At 63.5% G+C, this 18,956-nt stretch carries 15 protein-coding genes; 10 read left to right on the forward strand and 5 right to left on the reverse strand.

What is annotated here, in order from left to right:
• Positions 1–6: 6 nt before the first annotated feature.
• Positions 7–2,178, reverse strand: a complete 2,172-nt coding sequence (locus tag EV688_RS12875) for a molybdopterin oxidoreductase family protein (protein WP_117318739.1) — start codon at positions 2,176–2,178, stop codon at positions 7–9.
• Positions 2,179–2,340: 162 nt separating this feature from the next.
• Between EV688_RS12875 and EV688_RS12880 the strand changes: the two genes are divergently transcribed.
• The 3 genes from EV688_RS12880 to EV688_RS12890 are packed head-to-tail and all read left to right on the forward strand — an operon-like array spanning position 2,341 to position 5,746.
• Positions 2,341–3,789, forward strand: a complete 1,449-nt coding sequence (locus tag EV688_RS12880; RefSeq protein ID WP_117318741.1) for a circularly permuted type 2 ATP-grasp protein — start codon at positions 2,341–2,343, stop codon at positions 3,787–3,789.
• A complete protein-coding gene (locus tag EV688_RS12885) occupies positions 3,786–4,724 on the forward strand; it encodes an alpha-E domain-containing protein (RefSeq protein ID WP_117318743.1) in 939 nt (312 codons plus the stop codon). The genes EV688_RS12880 and EV688_RS12885 overlap by 4 nt, the downstream gene beginning before the upstream one ends.
• Complete coding sequence (locus EV688_RS12890) at positions 4,721–5,746, forward strand: zinc-binding metallopeptidase family protein (protein ID WP_117318745.1); 1,026 nt, start codon at positions 4,721–4,723, stop codon at positions 5,744–5,746. The genes EV688_RS12885 and EV688_RS12890 overlap by 4 nt, the downstream gene beginning before the upstream one ends.
• Here EV688_RS12890 and EV688_RS12895 read toward each other — a convergent pair.
• Positions 5,718–6,467, reverse strand: a complete 750-nt coding sequence (locus EV688_RS12895) for a proteasome-type protease (RefSeq protein ID WP_117318747.1) — start codon at positions 6,465–6,467, stop codon at positions 5,718–5,720. The two genes, EV688_RS12890 and EV688_RS12895, sit on opposite strands and share 29 nt — an antisense overlap.
• A gap of 73 nt (positions 6,468–6,540) precedes the next feature.
• Positions 6,541–7,077: a helix-turn-helix transcriptional regulator gene (locus EV688_RS12900; protein ID WP_117318865.1), complete on the reverse strand. Its 537-nt coding sequence runs from the start codon at positions 7,075–7,077 to the stop codon at positions 6,541–6,543.
• A 148-nt stretch (positions 7,078–7,225) separates the two neighbouring features.
• Between EV688_RS12900 and EV688_RS12905 the strand changes: the two genes are divergently transcribed.
• From EV688_RS12905 to EV688_RS12920, 4 genes are read left to right on the forward strand one after another with little or no spacing between them, the layout of a single operon-like run.
• On the forward strand, positions 7,226–8,416 hold the full coding sequence (locus EV688_RS12905) for a TolC family protein (protein ID WP_117318749.1): 1,191 nt from the start codon (positions 7,226–7,228) through the stop codon (positions 8,414–8,416).
• Positions 8,413–9,447 (forward strand): efflux RND transporter periplasmic adaptor subunit, encoded by a 1,035-nt coding sequence (locus EV688_RS12910; RefSeq protein ID WP_117318752.1) that lies wholly within the window; start codon positions 8,413–8,415, stop codon positions 9,445–9,447. The genes EV688_RS12905 and EV688_RS12910 overlap by 4 nt, the downstream gene beginning before the upstream one ends.
• A gap of 1 nt (position 9,448) precedes the next feature.
• On the forward strand, positions 9,449–12,517 hold the full coding sequence (locus tag EV688_RS12915; protein ID WP_117318754.1) for an efflux RND transporter permease subunit: 3,069 nt from the start codon (positions 9,449–9,451) through the stop codon (positions 12,515–12,517).
• Positions 12,510–12,827 (forward strand): DUF3240 family protein, encoded by a 318-nt coding sequence (locus tag EV688_RS12920; RefSeq protein WP_117318756.1) that lies wholly within the window; start codon positions 12,510–12,512, stop codon positions 12,825–12,827. Before EV688_RS12915 ends, EV688_RS12920 begins: the two co-directional genes overlap by 8 nt.
• A 73-nt stretch (positions 12,828–12,900) precedes the next feature.
• Here EV688_RS12920 and EV688_RS12925 read toward each other — a convergent pair whose 3' ends face one another.
• Positions 12,901–13,164, reverse strand: coding sequence for a type II toxin-antitoxin system RelE family toxin (locus tag EV688_RS12925; RefSeq protein WP_117318758.1), 264 nt, complete (start codon positions 13,162–13,164; stop codon positions 12,901–12,903).
• Entirely contained in the window at positions 13,151–13,384 is a 234-nt protein-coding gene (locus tag EV688_RS12930) for a CopG family transcriptional regulator (protein WP_117318760.1), read from the reverse strand. Before EV688_RS12930 ends, EV688_RS12925 begins: the two co-directional genes overlap by 14 nt.
• Before the next feature lie 216 nt (positions 13,385–13,600).
• On the opposite strand from EV688_RS12930, the gene EV688_RS12935 reads away from it, so the two are divergent.
• The 3 genes from EV688_RS12935 to EV688_RS12945 are packed head-to-tail and all read left to right on the forward strand — an operon-like array spanning position 13,601 to position 18,934.
• The gene (locus EV688_RS12935) at positions 13,601–15,802 is read left to right on the forward strand and encodes a transglycosylase SLT domain-containing protein (protein WP_162883938.1); all 2,202 of its coding nucleotides are present in this window, start codon (positions 13,601–13,603) and stop codon (positions 15,800–15,802) included.
• A gap of 32 nt (positions 15,803–15,834) precedes the next feature.
• A complete protein-coding gene (locus EV688_RS12940) occupies positions 15,835–16,551 on the forward strand; it encodes an ABC transporter ATP-binding protein (RefSeq protein ID WP_117318764.1) in 717 nt (238 codons plus the stop codon).
• Between the two features lie 52 nt (positions 16,552–16,603).
• Complete coding sequence (locus EV688_RS12945; RefSeq protein ID WP_117318766.1) at positions 16,604–18,934, forward strand: ABC transporter permease; 2,331 nt, start codon at positions 16,604–16,606, stop codon at positions 18,932–18,934.
• Positions 18,935–18,956 lie beyond the last annotated feature (22 nt).

Below are 18,956 nucleotides of genomic sequence, written 5' to 3' on the forward strand. Positions count from 1 at the left end.
GGGCGCCTATGCCCGAATGCCTTCACCAGCGGTGCCCGCCGAGAGGGGACTCTCGTCACAGGGGGCGAGCGTTACCGGCACCCCGTTCACGGCGGCGTTGCCGGACAGGCCGTCAAGGAAGCGGTCGTCGGTAATATCATTGCACGATACGCCGGCGTTGGCACGGGCCGTCTGCATGCGGATGCCGGCGCGATCGTGTCCATAGCCGTGGGGCAGGCTCACCACGCCGGGCATAATGTCCTCGCTGGCCTCCAGGGTGACCGTGAGGGTGCCGGTGCGCGAGGCCAGTTCGGCGCGCGCGCCATCGGCCAGGCCGCGCGCCGCAAGGTCGTCTGGGTGGACCATCAGGGCGCAGCGGTCGCGGCCTTTCACCAGGCGGTGGTAGTTGTGCATCCAGGAATTGTTGGAGCGCACGTGGCGGCGTCCGATCAGGCGCAGCTGTCCGACGTTGTCGGCGGCCAGGTGATGCCGGCGCAGCCGGTCGAGGTCGGCCAGCACCGGCGGCGGCGCGCAGTGGATCATGTGGTCCGCGGTGAACAGGCGCTCCGGCAGCTGTGGCTGTAGCGGGCCAAGGTCAATGCCGGACGGATTCCGCTTGAGCTTTTCCAGCGTGAGTGCGTGCTCACTTCCGCGCGCTTCGCTGTAGGGGCCGGCGCGCAGGCCCGCGTCGATCATGGCGTGCGGCGGCTGTGCCGGCTTTGGTTCAAGCCCAAGACGGTTAGCGATCCGCTCACCCAGCGCACTGAAGATCTCCCAGTCGTGCAGACAACCCTCGGCGCGCTCGAATATCGGCGGGTTGTAGCGCGCGGTATTGCGCATGGCGTTCATATGGAAGGCGAGATCGTAGTGGTCGTGCTCCAGCGGCGAGGTTGGCGGCAGGATAATGTCGGCATGACGCGTGGTCTCGTTCAGGTACGGATCCAGCGACACCATGAACTCGAGTGACGCCAGTGCCTCGTCCAGCTGGCGCCCGTTGGGCGTCGACAGCACCGGGTTGCCGGCGCCGGTGAACAGGGCGCGGATCTGCCCTTCCCCCGGGGTGGTGATTTCGTCTGCCAGCGCGGACGAGGGCAGCTCCCGATCAAACTCCGGCAGCTGCCGCACGCGGCTGTGATGCCTCGCAAAGCCGCCGGGGCCGGTATTGCTGACCTGGTCTACCGCCGGCAGCGTGAACAGCGAACCGCCGGGGCGGTCGAGGTTGCCGGTGGCAATGTTGATCATCGCAATCAGCCACTGGCACAGGGTGCCGAACTCCTGGGTGGAGACGCCCATGCGGCCATAGCAGATAGCGCGCGGCGCCGATGCCAGGTCGCGGGCGATACCGCGGATCGTGTCGGCTGCGATACCGGTGGCCTCGGTCACGGACTCTGGCGTGAAATCGCGCACGGCATCGGCAACGCTGTCGAGGTCACGCAACAGCGGTGTAAGGTGTCCGGGCTTTGCCAGGCCCTCGTGGAACAGGGTCTGCAGCAGCGCCGCCAGGAACAGCGCGTCATTGCCGGGGCGTATGAAATGATGCTCCGTGGCCATGTCCGCCGTTTCCGTGCGCCGGGGATCGAGCACGACCAGCCGTCCACCGCGGGCCTTCAGGTCGCGGATTCGCCGGCGGATGTCGGGAACGGTCCAGATGCTGCCGTTGGACGCCACCGGATTGGCGCCCAGCATGAGGAAATAGTCGGTGTTGTCGATGTCCGGTATCGGGAACATTGCCTTGTGACCGAACAGCCACAGCGCTACCAGATGGTGCGGCAGCTGATCGACGGAGGTGGCGGAGAAGCGGTTGCGGGTTCGCAGAAAGCGGAACAGGTTGTTCTGGTGGGTCATCATGCCGATGTTATGCACCGTCGGATTACCGAGGTACACGCCGATGGCATCGACGCCGTGGCGTTCATGGACATCGAACAGTGCGTCGGCGGTGGCATCGAGCGCCTCATCCCAGGAGATTTCCTGCCACTCGACATGGCCATCGGCGTGGCGGACTTTCCTGATCGGCTGACGCAGGCGATCAGGGTCCTCATGGATATCGCGCAGGGCGATGGCCTTGGGACAGATGTGTCCGCGGCTGAGCGGATCGTCGGGGTCGCCCTTTATGGACAGGATAGTCTGGCCCTCGGTCTCGATGACCAGTCCGCAGATCGCTTCGCACAGGTGACAGGCGCGATGGTGAGTGCTCGGCATGGGGCGTCTCCCTGGGTGTTTTCCGGCGTCAAAGCGCCATGTTGGGATCGAGTGTACCGTCCGCCCGCCATCACAGCCACTGCCCGTCCGTGTGGTTTGTCGGGTTATTCGTTATATTGATGCCTCTTGGCATGCATCTGGCTTCTCGGTGACGGAGGTTCCATGGATCAGGGTTGGGGGGATTACAAGGCCACGGGGTTCTACGATGAGCTGTTCACCCCGAAGGGCAGGCCTCGGGTGGCGGCGCGGCAGGCGGTGAATATGCTCGGCGGCCTTCCCGATGGCGAGCTGGATGCGAGGCGCACTGCGGCGGAGGTCGCGATCCGCGAGATGGGGATTTCGTTCACGGTGTACACCGAGGGCGGCAATATCGATCGCGCCTGGCCCTTTGATATCATTCCCCGGATCATCACCGAACGCGAGTGGCGCAACGTCAGCCGCGGGCTGGCCCAGCGCAGTCGGGCGCTCAACCGCTTTATCGACGATATCTACAATCGCCAGAAAATCCTCGCGGATGGCAAGGTGCCTGCGGACATCGTGCTCGAGTCGCCCAATTACAAGACCGCCTGCGTCGGTGCCTCTCCGCGTTTCGGGGTGTGGGCGCACATCTGCGGCAGCGATCTCATCCGCAACGCCGATGGCAGACTCTACGTGCTGGAGGACAATCTGCGAGTGCCGTCGGGCGTGTCCTACATGCTCGAGAATCGTGAAATCACCAAGCGCGTACTCCCGGAGCTGTTCGAGAACTACAGCATTCTCCCGGTGGACGACTACCCGTCACAGCTCTACGCAACGCTGGCTTCGCTGTCGCCCCGCGAGCGAAAGCGGCCCTGCGTGGTCGTGCTCACCCCGGGAATCTACAACTCGGCCTATTTCGAGCATGCCTTTCTTGCCCAGGGGATGGGGGCAGAGCTGGTGGAAGGCGCTGATCTGCTGGTGGACGATGAGGACTGCGTCTACATGCGCACCGTGGATGGGCCGATCCGGGTCGATGTCATCTACCGGCGCATCGACGAAGAATTCATGGATCCCGAGGCGTTTCGCGAGGATTCCGTTCTCGGCGTTCCGGGCTTGATGCGCGCCTGGCGCGCCGGCAAGGTGGCGATTGCCAACGCGCCCGGTGCCGGTGTTGCGGACGACAAGGTCGTGTACGCCTTTGTCCCGGAAATGATCCGCTACTACCTTGGGGAGGAGCCGCTGCTGCGTTCCGTGCCCACCTACCTGTGCATGTACGACAAGGACCGCGACTATGTGCTCTCGCACCTCGATGAGCTGGTGGTCAAGCCGGCGAACGAGTCCGGGGGTTACGGCATCATGGTGGGGCCGCACAGCGACGAGGCCACAAGGCGGCGGTTTGCAAAGCTGATCGAGAAAAACCCGCGCAACTACATCGCCCAGCCCACGCTGGCGCTGTCTACCGCGCCCACGTTTATCGATGATAGCGTGCAGCCGCGTCATCTGGATCTGCGACCCTTTATTCTCCAGGGGCGCGAGACCTACGTGACCGCCGGCGGCCTGACCCGCGTTGCCATGGTGAAGGGCTCGCTGGTGGTGAATTCCTCCCAGGGCGGGGGTAGCAAGGACACCTGGATTGTGGAGGGCAAATCATGACCATGCTGTCGCGAGTGGCTGAGCGCGTGTACTGGATGGCGCGCTATCTCGAGCGCGCGGAGAACGCGGCGCGCCTGGTCGACGCCTATCACCACATGGTCATGGACATCCCGCGGGACTCCCAGCCCGGCTGGGACATCCTCGTGCGTATTCTGGCCGCCAACCCGATTTTCGGCGAGTATTTCCGCGTGCCCAACGAGCAGAACGTGGTTAAGCTGCTGGTTGCCGAGTCCGGCGCGGCCTGCAGCATTCCCTACGCGGTTCACGCGGCGCGGGAGAACGTCCGCACCACCCGGGATGTCCTGCCCGACGAAGTCTGGGAGCTGGTCAACGAGCTGCATCTTTACGCGCGTGAGCACTCGGGCAATTCCGTGGGCCGTCGCAACCGACAGCAGTTCCTGCAGGAAATCGTCTCCCGCAGCCAGGTCATCACGGGGGTGCTCAACAGCACCCTGTGCCGGGATCACACCTATCGCTTTGTCAAGATTGGCCAGCTGCTGGAACGCGCCGACATGACCACTCGCATCATCGACGTCGGTGCCGCGGACATTCTTGACCAGGAGGGTGCGCATCAGGCCATCGACCATCTGCTCTGGGGCACGCTGCTGAAATCACTCTCGGCGCTGGGCGCCTATCGGCGGATGATCGGACCGCTGGTGGAAAAGAATGCGGCGGTGGATTTCGTATTTCTCGAACCGGCCTTCCCGCGCTCGCTGGCCTTCTGCCTGCGCGGCATCCGCGAGGAGCTCAGCCCCCTGTCCAACCATACCCAGGCGCTGAAAATGGTCGACCGCGCGCGGCGCAAGCTGCGGCGCTTCGAGTCGGAAAAATACGGCCGGGACGAGCTGCATGTGTATATTGATGATCTGCAGGTGGTATTGAGTCAGGTGCATGCCGCGATCAGCGACACCTGGTTCCGGTTTGATACGCGATGAAACGATTCCGCTGTGATTGCGGCAGTCAGGTGTTCTTCGACAGCGACCACTGCGTCGCCTGCGGCGCGCGCCTGGGTTTTGACCCGGCAACACGCAATATGCGCACGGTCAGCAAGGGCGACGACAGCGTGTATTGTGCGGCGGACGGTGAGCGGTTCCGCCTGTGTGACAACGGTGAAATCTACAATGTCTGCAACTGGCTGCGACCCGCCGCGGCGTCGCACCCGCTCTGTTTCGGCTGCCAGTTCAACCGCACGGTCCCCAATCAGTCTCTGCCGGACAATGACCGGCGCTGGCGCGTACTGGAGGAGGGCAAGAAGCGGCTCTTTTTCACGCTCATGCAGCTGCAGGTGCCCCTGGTCAGCGGCTGGGAAGATCCCCGTTATGGCCTGCTGTTCGACTTTATCGAGGACGGCCGCAGCCGCGACATGTTTGCGGAAAGCTTTGCGACAACGGGATATCTCGGCGGGGTCATCACCATCAACACCCTGGAGGCTGACGACGTTGCGCGCACCCAGGTGCGACACCAGATGAATGAAAGCTATCGCACTGTGCTGGGCCACCTGCGACACGAATCCGGCCACTATTTCTGGAGCCGGCTGGAGCCGGATGCAGAGACCCGAGACGCCTTCGGCCAGACCTTCGGCGACGACAGTCGCGACTATGCCGGCGCGCTACAGTACCACTACAACCACGGCCCGGTGTCCAACTGGCGCGATCACTACATCAGTGCGTACGCCAGCGTGCATCCCACCGAGGACTGGGCCGAGTGCTGGGGGCACTACCTGCACATTTACGACGCGCTGGAAACCGCTGCCACGCAGGGGCTGGTTTATCGGGCGCCGGCGGAGATGAGCATGGCCGAGCGCATTTCAGTGTGGATGGATATCAGCACAACCCTGAACGAGCTGAACCGCAGCATGGGCCTGGGCGACGCCTATCCGTTCTCCATCAACCGCCATGTCGCCAACAAGCTGGAATTCGTTGACCGGATTATTCGGCTGCTGCAAACACGTCGCTGAGCGGCGGCAGGTTGTCGAAGGCCATGCGGATGTTGTCGTCCCAGCTCTGCCGCAGCCGGGCAAGATAAGGATGGTTTTCCTCCAGCATGATGTAGCGGTTGTAGGGCTGCAGGCTGTCTTTCTCGTAAAACAGACATTCCAGGGGTGGGCCCACGGTGGCATTGGAGCGCATGGTGGAATCTATCGACACCAGCGCGCAGCGCATGGCGGTTTCGACCGGCGTATGCGGGCGAATGATCCGGTCGAGAATCGGCTTGCCGTACTTGGTCTCGCCGATCTGCAGATAGGGATACAGATCGGAGGCGGTAATGTGATTCCCCTCGGGGTATACCATGTACAGTTCCGGCTGCTGCCCCTTGATCTGGCCGCCGAGAATGAAGCTCGCGCTGGGCGAAAAGCCCGCATTGGGGCCGCCTTTCTTGGCGTACTTGGCCTGCTCGGCGAGGCTAAGTTCGCCCAGGTAGTCGGCGACATCGCTGACATAGCGCGCCTTGAAGATATTGAAGTCGTTGTCTTCCTCGATATCCCGCTGCAGCTGCGCAATGACCGCCTGGCTGGTGGCGAGGTTGCCGGCGGTGAGTATCACCAGCGAACGATCGTGGGGCACGCAGAAGCGGTGCATCTTGCTGTAGGTGCTGACCCGGTCGGGCCCGGCGTTGGTCCGTGAGTCGGAGCAGAACACCAGACCCTCGTCCAGGGCGATAGCGAGGCAATAAGTCATCGGTTACGTGGGGTATCCGGCGCGGGGGCAAGTGGCAACATGCGCAGAGAATACGGATTTGGGGGGGCAAAAGCTACTCCGGGCTGGATGCCTCGTCCTGCGGTGGCTGCGGGGCATCGACCGTCAGAAAATCTTCGAGAAACCAGGCCGAGATGGCGTGTCGACCCTCCAGTCCGGTCTTGCTGTAGATACTCGACGCCTGCTGTCGGGCGGTTTTTTCTCTGGTGTTTCTGACGCTGGCGATCTCCTTCAGGCTCAGGCCTTTGAGTAACAGCAGTGCCACCTCCTGCTCCCCGAGACTCAGACCCCATTGCTCGAACTGATCCTGTATCACCTCCCCATACTGTCGACGGGCATCGCGCATGCGCTGCCCCAGCAGCTCCAGTTTCTGGTGGGTCAGGGACAGTGAGCCACGCAATTGCCGGGTCTCCCGCGTGCGGCGGCGGATATCAATCACGAGGTAGACGAAACCCGCGGCAGACAGAAGCAGTAGTGTCCACTCCTGCACCAGGTGCCACGCCGGGACGCCGAGGCCGGCATCGGCGGTGACGTCGAGCAGCTCCAGCAGCACGATGCATGCGAGCAGGGCAGCAATCAGTCGATCTTTCACATTCACCTCCGTAAAAAACCAGCGGTTGGCGTTATCGGGCATATGTACCACAGGCATTCCTGTGGGGCATTTGCAGGATGCATTGCCGCGTCAAGCCGGTAGAATACCCGACAATTTCAGACCTTGGTGGAACATGCCCGGTAACTTGATGAAATCATGGCTCCTCGCAGTCTGCCTGGTAGCGGGCGTCACCGTTGTGGTGGGGGCGGCCCGGGCGCAGCAGGCCAGCACGCTTTCTCTGCAGGAGGTCCTCGCGGCCACACTCGCTTATCACGGCGAGGGGGAGGCGGAAGCGGCTGATGCCAGTGCCGGCGCGGGAATTCTGGGTGGCCTGCCGGTCCTGTCCGCGCTTCATGTCCAGAGCGATCTGGACCGCGGCACTGACGAGACTGAGGTGTCGCTGAACCTGCCGGTGAAGTCCGGACTGCGCCGCAGGCTGGATAATTCGTTGTCCGGTCTTGAGACGCGCCTCGACCAGGCCAACCGCGACTACCGGGCCTGGTATTTCTCCGGCCTGATACGCGAGACCGTGTGGGCGCACCGGCTGGCCAGTGTGCAGATCGAGCAGGCCCGCAAACGGGTGCAGTTGCTGTCTGAGCTGGAGGCGCGTGCAGAGCTTCAGGTGCGCGCCGGCGCAACGCCGGAGTATTCCCTGCTGCTGACCGGCCAGGAGCGGCTGGATGCCGAGCTGTTGCTGGCCGATCGCGAAGCGGCGCAGCGCGAGGCGGCCCTGCGTTTTCAGGCGCTTACCGGACTGCCCACGGTGCCCGCGGATATCGCGGAGACGGCACCGCTTCCCGAACGTCCGAATTACGCAACGCATCCGCGGCTGATGCTGCTCGAGCTCGGGCAGGCGCAGAGCCGGGCGGTAGCCGGTCTCTCAGAGCCGCAGGCGGCCAACTGGAACCTGGCGCTGGTGGCCCGGGACTTTGCCGGTCCCGCACAGGATGAGCGGCAGTACGGCCTGGCAGTGGACGTGCCGCTGGGCATGCTGGAGGTCCGCAACCGCGGGGCCGAAAGCCAGAAAGCCGCCGCTCAGCGTGACGCTGCTCGACAGCGTGATGAGGCGCAGCTCGAGATTCGCAGTCAATGGCAGACGCTTCGCAGCGATGAGCAGCGCCTGCGCACCCGGCAGCGGCTTCTGGAAGAGTCCGCTCGACTGGGTGAGCAGATCGAGGCGCAGCTGCTCTCTCTTCGTACCGGCAATGAGGTCGAGGCGGAGCTGGTTCTGCGCCGGTTGATCGATGTGCTGGATCGGCGCGGTGAGCTTGCGCTGATCGCGTCAGAAATACACCGCAACGCCGCGCGACAGCGGCAGACAGCAGGACAGTCCTTATGAAGCGATACCGGCGTTGCCTGCTTTGTGCTGGTCTGATTCTGGCGCTGCTGCCGGCGTGGGCGGCGGCGCAGCGGGTGGCTATCGATGATCTCGGTGACCTGAACCTGTCGTTCGCAGCGGTGCAGCCGCTGGACGAGGTGCCGGGCCCGGCGGTGCAGGCCAGTGCGACTCACCGGGGCGGCGCCATGTACCGTATTGAATTGCCGAGGGATGCCCGTCGCGCAAGCTACCTGGTGGACAATGGTGAGGCCGTCAGTGCCGGCCAGCCATTTGTGGTGCTCGATGGCCCCGAAATACACCATCTGCTGCTGGAGTATTCCACGCTCCGGACACGCTACGAGTCCGCGAAGGACCGTTACGAGCGAAGCCGCGAGTCCTATCGCCAGCAGGCGCTGCGGGAAGACCAGTGGGTCGAGATATCCGATCGCTATCTCGCACTGCAGCTGGAGTTCGAGCACATGCGACATTTCCAGGAGCTGGTGCGCGAAACGACCGATCATGATGAGGCAATCACGCTTGTCGCGCCCATCGACGGGCGCATTCACTATGCCGACAACCGTGAGCGTCTGGTGGCCGGCACGGAGCTCGCCGGCTTCCTGGCCGCAGACGCCCTGCGACTTCGCGCGCGGGTGCCCATGGCGTCGGCAGGGGATCTCGCCGCGCTGGAGCTTTCCACCTGCCGGGTCGCGGTGGCCGCCGTCGACCGCGTGGCCGAAGGCTTCTTCGTTACCGCCTGGAGTGAGCCGATACCCGCGGACTGCGAGGTCACCCTGAATGCGACGCTCAGTGCCCGCCCGCTTTACCGGCAGGCAGCCTACGCGGTGCCCCGGTCGGCGGTATTTACCCGGGACGGTGAGGCGCAGGTGCTGGTGCGGCGGGGGAATGCGCTGGCGTCCGTCGCCGTTTCCCTGCTGATGCCCGATGGTGAGGACTATGCAGTCAGCGCTGCCAGTGACCTCGCGGGCAGTGAGGTACTGGTGACGTCGGTCAGCGCAGTCCAGGGTATCCTCCTGGGACTTGGTGGCGAATGACGTGCTGAATCAGCTGGTCCGCTTTTCCCTGACGCAGCGCCTGTTTGTCTGCGTACTGGCCGCGCTGGTGGTCGGCCTTGGCGTGCGCGCCTGGATTCTCCTCCCGGTCGATGCCTACCCGGATATCTCGCCCACCCAGGTCAAGGTCATCCTCAAGGTTCCGGGAATGACCGCTGAGGAAATCGAGCAGCGGGTGACCTATCCGGTCGAGACCGAGCTGCTCGGCATCCCCCGGCAGGCGATGCTGCGATCAACGACAAAGTACGCGATCACGGCGATCACCCTGGACTTCATTGAGGGCACGGACATCTACTGGGCCCGCCAGCAGGTCAACGAGCGTCTCGGCGGGCTGCTCAACGATCTGCCCTTCGCCGTCGACGGGGGCCTCGCACCCATGAGCACGCCACTGGGCGAGATGTTCATGTTCACGGTGGAGAATGACGAGTTGTCCCTGATGGAAAAACGGCGCCTGCTGGAGTGGGAGATCCGTCCGGCCCTGCGTACCGTGGACGGTGTGGCCGATGTCAATGTGCTGGGCGGCTATGCCAGAACGTTCCAGGTGACGCCGCGGACGGCCGAACTCTCGGCGCTGGGCCTGAGCATGGCGGATATCGAAAGTGCGATTGTCGGCCAGAACATGAATGCCGGAACCGGTCGAATCCTGCTCGGGAACGATGTGCTGGTGGTCCGCGTGGAAGGACGCATTGCCTCCCTGCAGTCGCTGGGCGACGTGGTGGTGAGAGCCGGTCCCCAGGGCGTGTATCGCCTGCGCGATGTCGCCGATGTCGAGATCGGCCACCTGGCCCGCTATGGTGCGGTGACGCGCAATGGTGAGGAGGCGGTGCAGGGTCTGGTCATCGCGCTGAGAGACAGCAACACCGGCGCGGTGGTGGCTGGCGTGAAGGAGCGTCTGGCGGAGCTGGAGAACACCCTGCCGCCAGGCACGCAGATCAACGTGTTCTACGACCGCGCCCGACTTATCAGCACCGCCATCGGCACCATGTCCAACGCCCTGTTCCAGGCCATCGTCCTTGTGGTCGCTGTACTGGCCATATTCCTTGGCAATTTCCGCGCCGCGCTGGTGGTGTCGCTGTCGCTGCCGCTGGCGGCCCTGTCCACCTTCCTGCTCATGTCCGCGACACAGCTGACAGCGAACCTGATGAGCCTGGGGGGCCTGGTGATTGCCATCGGTATGCTGGTGGATGCCTCGGTCGTGGTGGTGGAGAACACCGTGACGCGCCTTGCGGACAACCGCGGGCTGCCGCGTCTGCATCTCATCTACCGTGCCGTGCGCGAGGTCGCGCTGCCCGTGGTCTCCGGCACCCTGATCGTGATCATTGTCTTCTCGCCGCTGCTGACCCTGAGCGGGCTGGAGGGCAAACTGTTCACGCCGGTGGCCCTGACCATCGTCTACGCCATGATTGCGGCGCTGCTGATGGCCCTGACCGTGATCCCGGTGATGGCATCCCTATTGCTGGGTAACAAGGCAATTGCCATGCCGCGATTCATGCAGCGAATGCAGCAGCATTACGCGGCGTTGCTTGCCCGCGTGCTCACGCGTCCGCGCTGGCTGCTGCTGGCGGTTCTCGGGCTGCTGGCGCTGAGTGCGCTGCTGCTCACCCTGATCGGCAAGATCTTCATGCCGGTGCTGGACGAGGGCGATGTGATCGTCCAGCTGGAGAAATCGCCGAGCATCTCACTTGAGGCCTCGGTCGAACTGGACAAGCAGATCGAGATCGCACTGCTTGAGGCGATTCCGGAAATCCGGCAGATTGTCTCGCGTACCGGCTCGGACGAGCTTGGCCTAGACCCCATGAGCCTGAACGAGACGGACATCTTCATGGAGCTGGCGCCGCGCGATACCTGGCGCATGGACAGCAAGGATGAACTGGAGAACGCGGTCAGGGACGTGGTTTCACGCTTTCCCGGCATCAACATTGGCTTCACCCAGCCAATACAGATGCGCGCGTCCGAGATGCTCACCGGCAGCAGTGGCGACGTTACCATCAAGCTCTTCGGTGAAGAGCTGGCGCAGGTGGCAGAGCTGATGCCGCGTATTGCGCGGATTGCCCGGGACGTGCCCGGCGCGGTGGATGTTCAGGCCTCTGTCACCGAGGGCGGCAAGTTCCTGAACGTGCGCGTGCAGCCGGAGCTCGCGGCGGCTCACGGCCTGAGCGCCAGCGGTCTTGCGGACTACCTCAAGACGCAGATAGAAGGCACGACTATCTCCGAGGTCCGCGAGGGGCGTCAGCGCATACCTCTGACCCTGGCCTCAGGGTCGACATCGATAGCCGCGCCGGCAACGGTGCCTGAGCTCGAGCAGCGGACCGTGGTCCTGCCTGATGGCGAGCTCGCGACCCTGGCCGCTATCGCCGACATCAGCTACGCCGAGGGGCCGTCCGTGATTGAGAGGGAGCGGGGTAGCCGTTTCGGTATCATCACGCTCAACGTTGAAGGGCGCGACGTCGTCGGCCTGGTGGAGGAGCTGCGTGGGATACTGGCGCGGGATCTGCCGCTGCCCTCGGGCTACCGCCTGGAATACGGCGGCGAGTTCGAGAACCAGCAGCGGGCGACCCGCAACCTGCTGCTGGTTGTACCGGTGGCCCTGGTGCTGATCACGATTATCCTTTTCGCGACCTTCCGCTCGCTGGCGCTGGCGGGGATTATTCTCGGCAACACGCCGTTTGCGCTGATGGGTGGCGTGATTGCGCTGTTTGTCAGCGGCGAGTACCTGTCGGTACCCGCATCCGTGGGGCTGATTGCGCTGCTGGGCATAGCGGTACTCAATGGTGTGATGATGGTGAGCTATTTCCAGCAGCATTGGCACATGAGTGCACCGCTATCCGAGCGTATCGTCAATGGCGCGACACAGCGCCTGCGTCCGGTGCTGATGACGGCGACCACCGCGATTTTCGGGCTGCTGCCGCTGGTGTTCGCCACCGGGCCCGGCGCGGAAGTGCAGCGCCCCCTGGCGATTGTGGTGGTTGGGGGGCTGCTGACATCTACCGTCACCACCCTGTTCCTGTTGCCGGTCTTCTACCAGTACTGGGGGCGTCGCCAGCATGAGTGATCTGGACCTGATGGTGGTGCTGGTGCCATGGCGCCTGCACGAGGACGTTGTGGACGCGCTGATGGCCTTTGAGGGCGTCTCCGGCTTCAGCGCCGTGGAGGCCGCAGGTTTCAGTCGCGAGCACAGCCATTTCAATGCTGCCGAGATGGTGGACGGCGCGCGTCGCTTCACCCGCTTCGAAATCCTCCACGCGCCTGAGCAGCGGCAGGGCATACTTGCCGAGATCGAGCCGCTGGTGGGGCGGGAGCATGTGCGCTACTGGGTGGTTGGACGGGTGGAGACGGGACGGCTGGGGACGTCCGAACATTAGCGATCCTGACGCTGAGCGTTACCGAACGTAGCGCCCGGCCCACTGGCCGGTGGAATCTGTCGCAAGGGCCAGTTCAGCGGGGGAGGTAAACCTGCCGTCGGTGACCCACTCTGATCACGGTGACAATCAGGTAAAGATCTTCGATTTCGTAAACGATTCGGTAGTTGCCCTGCCGAACACGAAAACGCTCCTCGCCAGAGAGTTTTTCGCAGCCGGCAGGACGAGGCTGGTCCTGCAGCGCGTCAATACGCTGGAGAATGCGGGTGACATCCTTTTTCGGGATAGCCCGCAGGTCTTTGGCAACGGATGCTTTGAAGAAAAGCTTATATTTTGCCATGCGTCTTCAGGTTGTCCAGCAGCGCTTCGTAACTTATCGTTGCTTCGGATACACGGTCCCTGAATGCCGCCAGGTCTTCCTGATCTTCCGCGAGCGCGGCGCGGACAGCCTCATTCACGATGTCCGACAGGCTGCGGTTTGTGTGGGCCGCTTTCACACGAAGCGCCGCATGCAGCTGCGGGTCGAAGTAGACCGTTGATCGCTTGGGTGGTTCGTTCATGGTGATTTTCCCTGGGTTGAGATTAGCATTATAGCGTTATGATGTCATAGAGTCACGCTGCTCAGCGACAGGCGCCCACGGTAGCGTTCTGTATCGTTTCAGTAAGGAGTGATGAGGCAACCCGTCAATGGATACCCGATAAGGTACCTGTGACAGCGACGCCGGGCCCCTTGCCCGATTAGAATATGACCCAACGCCGCAGGGATTCAGTAAACCATGACCTCTTGTTTTACCCGTATGCAGGACTTGCCCGCGCCGCTGGCCGCACTCGCTGCCGCCCGGCGGCACTGCTGGCTATTTTTGGCGTTTCTACTGGCAGGCGCTTCCGTCGCGGCGACCGAGCCGCCATCGAACGACAGGCAGGCGCAGACATCCGACGTCGCGGTGCCGCTCAGTCTTGACTATCCGCTGTTGCAGCAGCTCCTTGTCACGCAGCTGTTTATCGGTCCCGGGCAAAGCCGTGAGCTTCTGAACGATCCCACGGGCTGCAGTGAAATCACCGTGAGCGAACCGGAATTGGCGCCCCGCGACTCGCAGCTTGAAGTCATTGCCGGCCTGCGCGCGCGCATTGGCCTTGGCGCCCCCGGCGCCTGTGCCACCATGCTCAACTGGCAGGGTCGAATCGGTGTGACCGGCAAACCCGAAATCCGCAGCGACGGCAGCGCTCTTGGCTTCGCGCCCGACCGGGTCTGGCTGCTGGATGCCGCCGGCCAGCCCATCGCCAATGACCGCCTCCAGCAAATGGCCGATGCCAGTGCCCGGACGCTGTTCAGTCGCTTTGTGGTGGATCTTGCGCCGCAGCTGCAGTCGGTGGGCGCCCTGCTGCCGGAGGTCCTGCCGCGGCATTCCCGGCAGCAGATCCAATCCCTGCTCGACAGTCTTCGCGTGAGCGACCTGGATGTGACGGATGACACGCTGGAGGCGGATATCGTGTTTGCGGTGGAGCTCCTGTCCGGCCCGCTACCGCCGGAACGCGGTCTCGATGACGAGGAACTCGCGCGCTGGGAAGAGCGCTGGCAGCTTATGGATTCGCTGCTGGTGCTGGCGGTAAAGCACTACGCTGCGGAAACCCAGCTACAGGTACTGCGCGACGCCTTGCTCGACGTGCTGATCGAAAGCCGCTACCGGCTGCGCGATGCGCTGGTTGAGACGCCGGATACCGGTGAGGACGTGGTGCGGGACTGGTTCCTGCAGAGTTGGCAGTCCCTGGCGCCGGTGATCAGGCGCATTGGCCTGGAGCAGCCAGGCCAGCAGCATATGCTGTTGTTCAGCGTGATTGCGGCCACGGATGCGTTGAGTGCGCTGGACCGGCTCGGCCCCACAATGGGCCTGGATATTTCTGCGGACGGCCTGCGCCGGCTGGCAAGAATGATCAACGGTGGCGCCGGTGACCAGCTACTGGACTACTCCGGGGAGGTGGATCCGGATCTGCGGCGGCTGCTGGACGAGAGTCTCAAGGCGACGCCGCCGCCCTCGGCCTGGCGTGTGGATTTTTCCCTGTTTCCGCGCGCGGTGGCGGCGGACCTGGATCGCCTCAACAGCTGGGCACCCCAGCGCAATGACCTGGCCGAGTACCTGCCACAGGTTGCGCTGCTGCTGCAGGATTCGGCAACGAAGGCGGTAGCCAGCCGGGACCTGGATGATGCCTATGCCGAGCTGTTCCGACGGCTGGTGCTCACTACGGCATGGCAGGAGAGCTGCTGGCGACATTACGTGATCAGCGATGACAGAAAGCTGGTGCCCTTGCGCTCCGGCACCGGTGACGTCGGCCTGATGCAGGTGAATGAGCGCGTGTGGCGTGGCTTCTACAACCAGCAGCAGCTGCGTTGGGATATTGCCTATAACAGTACTGCGGGTGTCGAAGTGCTGCTCGATTATCTGGTCAAGTATGCCATTCGCAAAGGGGAGCATCGGCAGCCCGGCGGCCTCGACAATCTGGCCCGTTCTGCGTACTCGGCCTATAACGGAGGACCCAGCCAGGTGGCCCGCTACCGCAGTGAATCGGCGTCCGCGTATGGCAAGAAGGTTGATGCGGCGTTCTGGGAGAAGTATCAGCAGGTGGCGGCCGGAAATGAGCTCGGCGTTTCGCGCTGCCTCGGGGGTAACCTCAGTGGACCCGCGGTAGCCGCCACTGCCTCTCGCGGAGCCTCAGGATCTTCGCGCGCAGACGCTGCAGCGGGAAGCACTGCCGATGCTTTCACGCTGCAGCTCGGCGTGTTCAGTTCTGCGGATGCCGCGCAGTCGTTTATCCGCGAGAATTCACTGGCCGGTAAAGCCAGCGTGCAGCGGCGACGCCAGGGTGATACTCGCCAGTATCTTGTGGTACACGGCAGTTACGCGACACGTGCCCAGGCGGAGGCGGCGAAACCGGGGTTTGCGGCGTTTCAGCCCTGGATCAGGCAGATCGGTGATCTGTAGGGTCACCGCGGCAGTGTAAAGGAGGTCAGCGCGTGGCGCTTTCGGGTGAAGCGGTGTTTCATGCGCGGGGGCTCACCAAGGTTTACTGGCAGGGTAACGTAAAGGTGCATGCGCTGCGCGGCATTGACATGGACCTTGTGGACGGCGAACTGGTGGTAATGCTTGGCGCCTCCGGCTCCGGCAAGTCCACCCTGCTCAACATCCTCGGTGGTCTCGACGTGCCTACCAGCGGCGAGGTGACTTACCGGGATATCGATATCGCCGGCGCCGATGATCGGGAATTGACCCGCTACCGGCGCAACCACGTCGGCTTTGTGTTTCAGTTCTATAACCTGATACCCAGCCTGACGGCACGGGAAAATGTGGCGGCAGTGACAGAGATTGCGCACAACCCCATGACGCCTGAGGCGGCGCTGGATCTGGTGGGATTGACGCCCCGCATGGACCACTTTCCGGCGCAGCTCTCCGGCGGTGAGCAGCAGCGGGTGGCGATCGCCCGCGCTATTGCCAAGCGTCCGGATGTGCTGCTCTGCGATGAGCCCACCGGCGCGCTGGATTCGGCTACCGGTGTGCTCGTGCTGGCTGCGCTGGATACCGTGAACCGGGAGACCGGTACCACCACGGTGATCATCACGCACAACGCGTCGATCGGACAGATGGCCGATCGGGTGATCACCCTGTCTGACGGGACGATCAGCGGTGAGCATCGCAACCCCGCGCGGCATGATCCGCGCGGCCTGAGCTGGTAGCCCGGTGTTAATTTCCCGCGGCAGCGTATTGCACACCAAGCTGCGACGGGAAATGTGGCAGCAGAGAGGCCAGATACTGGCGATCGCCCTGGTGATTGCGGGTGGTGTCTCGGTGTGCCTTCTGTCTCTGGTGAACCATGCCTCGCTCAGCGCCACGCGTGAGGCCTATTATCTGGAAAACCAATTTGCGGATGTCTTCGTCGCCGTCAAGCGCGTGCCCCGGCATGTTTTGCAGCGTGTGGCGGACATACCCGGTGTTGCCCGCATCAGTGGTCGGGTGGAAGGTGCGGCAACACTGGCGGTTGAGGGTTTCGCGGATCCGGTTTCGGCACGCCTGGTATCCCTGCCGGGGACAGGTCAGCCGGAGGTAAACCGGCTCTTTCTGCGCCAAGGCCGACTGCCGCAGGCCGCCCACAGCGGCGAGGTGGCCGTCATCGGCAGCTTTGCCGATGCCCATGCGCTGCAGCCGGGCGACCGGCTGGATGCCATTATCAACGGTCGACGCCAGCAACTGACCATTGTGGGTATCGTGGAATCACCGGAATTCATTTACGTCATTCCGCCTGGCGGCATGCTCCCGGACTATCAGCGTTATGGCGTGCTGTGGATGAACGAGGACGCCCTGGCGGCGGCCATGGACATGCGCGGCGCCTTCAACAGTCTCGTACTTCGCGTGGATCCGGCGGTGGCCGTCGCCAGCGTGATCGATAGTCTCGACCGCCTGTTCGCCGCGTATGGCAGCACCGGCGCCTATTCCCGTGAGCAGCAGTTCTCCCACCGTTTCCTCAGCGATGAGCTCAACCAGCTAAAGACCATGGCGCTGATCTTCCCGGCAATTTTCATGGGCGTGGCCATGTTTCTGCTCAATGTGGTGGTCGGCCGCCTGCTGAGTACCCAGCGGGAGGTGATTGCGGTGCTCAAGGCATTTGGCTACGACAACCGCCAGATCGCCAGGCACTACAGCCAGCTTGTGTTTGTCATTGCCATCATCGGCCTGTTGTCGGGCACGGCGGCCGGTCTGTGGCTGGGCCGTGAGCTGGGCGTGCTCTACATGGATTACTACCGTTTCCCCGAGCTGTTGTTCCGCATCAGCCCCTGGTGGGTGCTGCAGCTGGCGGTGGTTACTGTTGGCGTGGCCTGGGCCGCTGGCTGGCGCGCGATTCGCCGCGCCGCCATCCTGCCCCCTGCGGAGGCCATGCGACCGGAAGGCCCGGCCATCTACCACATCACCCGCGCCGAGCGCCTGTTGTCGTGGATGCCCCTGAGTCAGCCGTCGCGCATGATCGTGCGTCATCTGATGCGGCGTCCCGTGCGCAGCGCGCTTTCCGTACTGGGCGTGGCGATGGCGACGGCCATCGTGATGGTGGGCAGCTTTCAGTTCAGTTCCGTTTCGCTCATGGTGCATACCCAGTTTGCGCGGGTGCAGACGCAGGATATCACTGTCAGCCTGACGGACCCGGTCAATCGCTCCGCCATGTATGGCCTTGCGCGCCAGCCAGGCGTTCGCTACGCGGAGGGTCGTCGCGTGGTTGCGGTTGAGCTGATAAACGGGCACCGCGAGTGGCGGGTATCTCTTTCAGGCTTGCCGCAGGATGCCCGGGTGCAGTTTGTCCTGGATGATCACTTGAATAACGTGACCCTCCCGCCCACGGGCCTGCTGTTGACCGACTTTCTCGCCGGGCGCCTTGCGGTAGGCCCTGGGGACAGCGTCGAAGTGCGTGTGCTGGAGGGTCATCGTCCGCGCCTGCTGCTTCCCGTGGCGGGGGTCACCAGTGAGTTTCTCGGTGCTGGCGCGTATATGGACCTGCACGCCATGAACCGGGCGCTCAGGGAGGGCCGGGTGGTTAACCAGATTCTGATGAATCTGGATCCGGGCAGCGAGGATGCCGTGTACCGAGACCTGCGCGAACAGCCCCGGGTGATGGCCATCAACGTTCGCCAGGCGATGCTAGACAGTTTTTTCAACACCCTGGCGCGGACTTTCCTCACCTATATGTTCGTGATCAGCCTCCTCGGCGGCATTATTGCCTTTGGCGTCATCTACAACACTCTGAAAATCTCGCTCGCAGAGCGCGGCCGTGACCTGGCCAGCCTGCGAGTGCTGGGCTACCGTCACGGCGAGGTGTCGCATATCCTGCTGGGTGAGCTGGCGGTGCTTCTCATGCTGGGCATTCCGCTTGGCTGGGCGGTAGGGCATGGGCTGGCGGGCCTGGTCGTCATGGCGATCGAGACTGAACTGTACCGTGTACCTCTGGTTATCAGTGGCAAAACGCTGGCGCTGGCAGCCAATGTGGTGGTGGTTTCTGCAGCGCTGTCAGGCGTGATCATCTGGCGGCGTCTGCGCAACATGGATCTGGTGTCCGTACTCAAAACCCGTGAATAAGTCGATTCCTGCAGGAGGTGAC

It is taken from the genome of Chromatocurvus halotolerans (assembly GCF_004340525.1).
GTDB lineage: Bacteria > Pseudomonadota > Gammaproteobacteria > Pseudomonadales > Halieaceae > Chromatocurvus > Chromatocurvus halotolerans.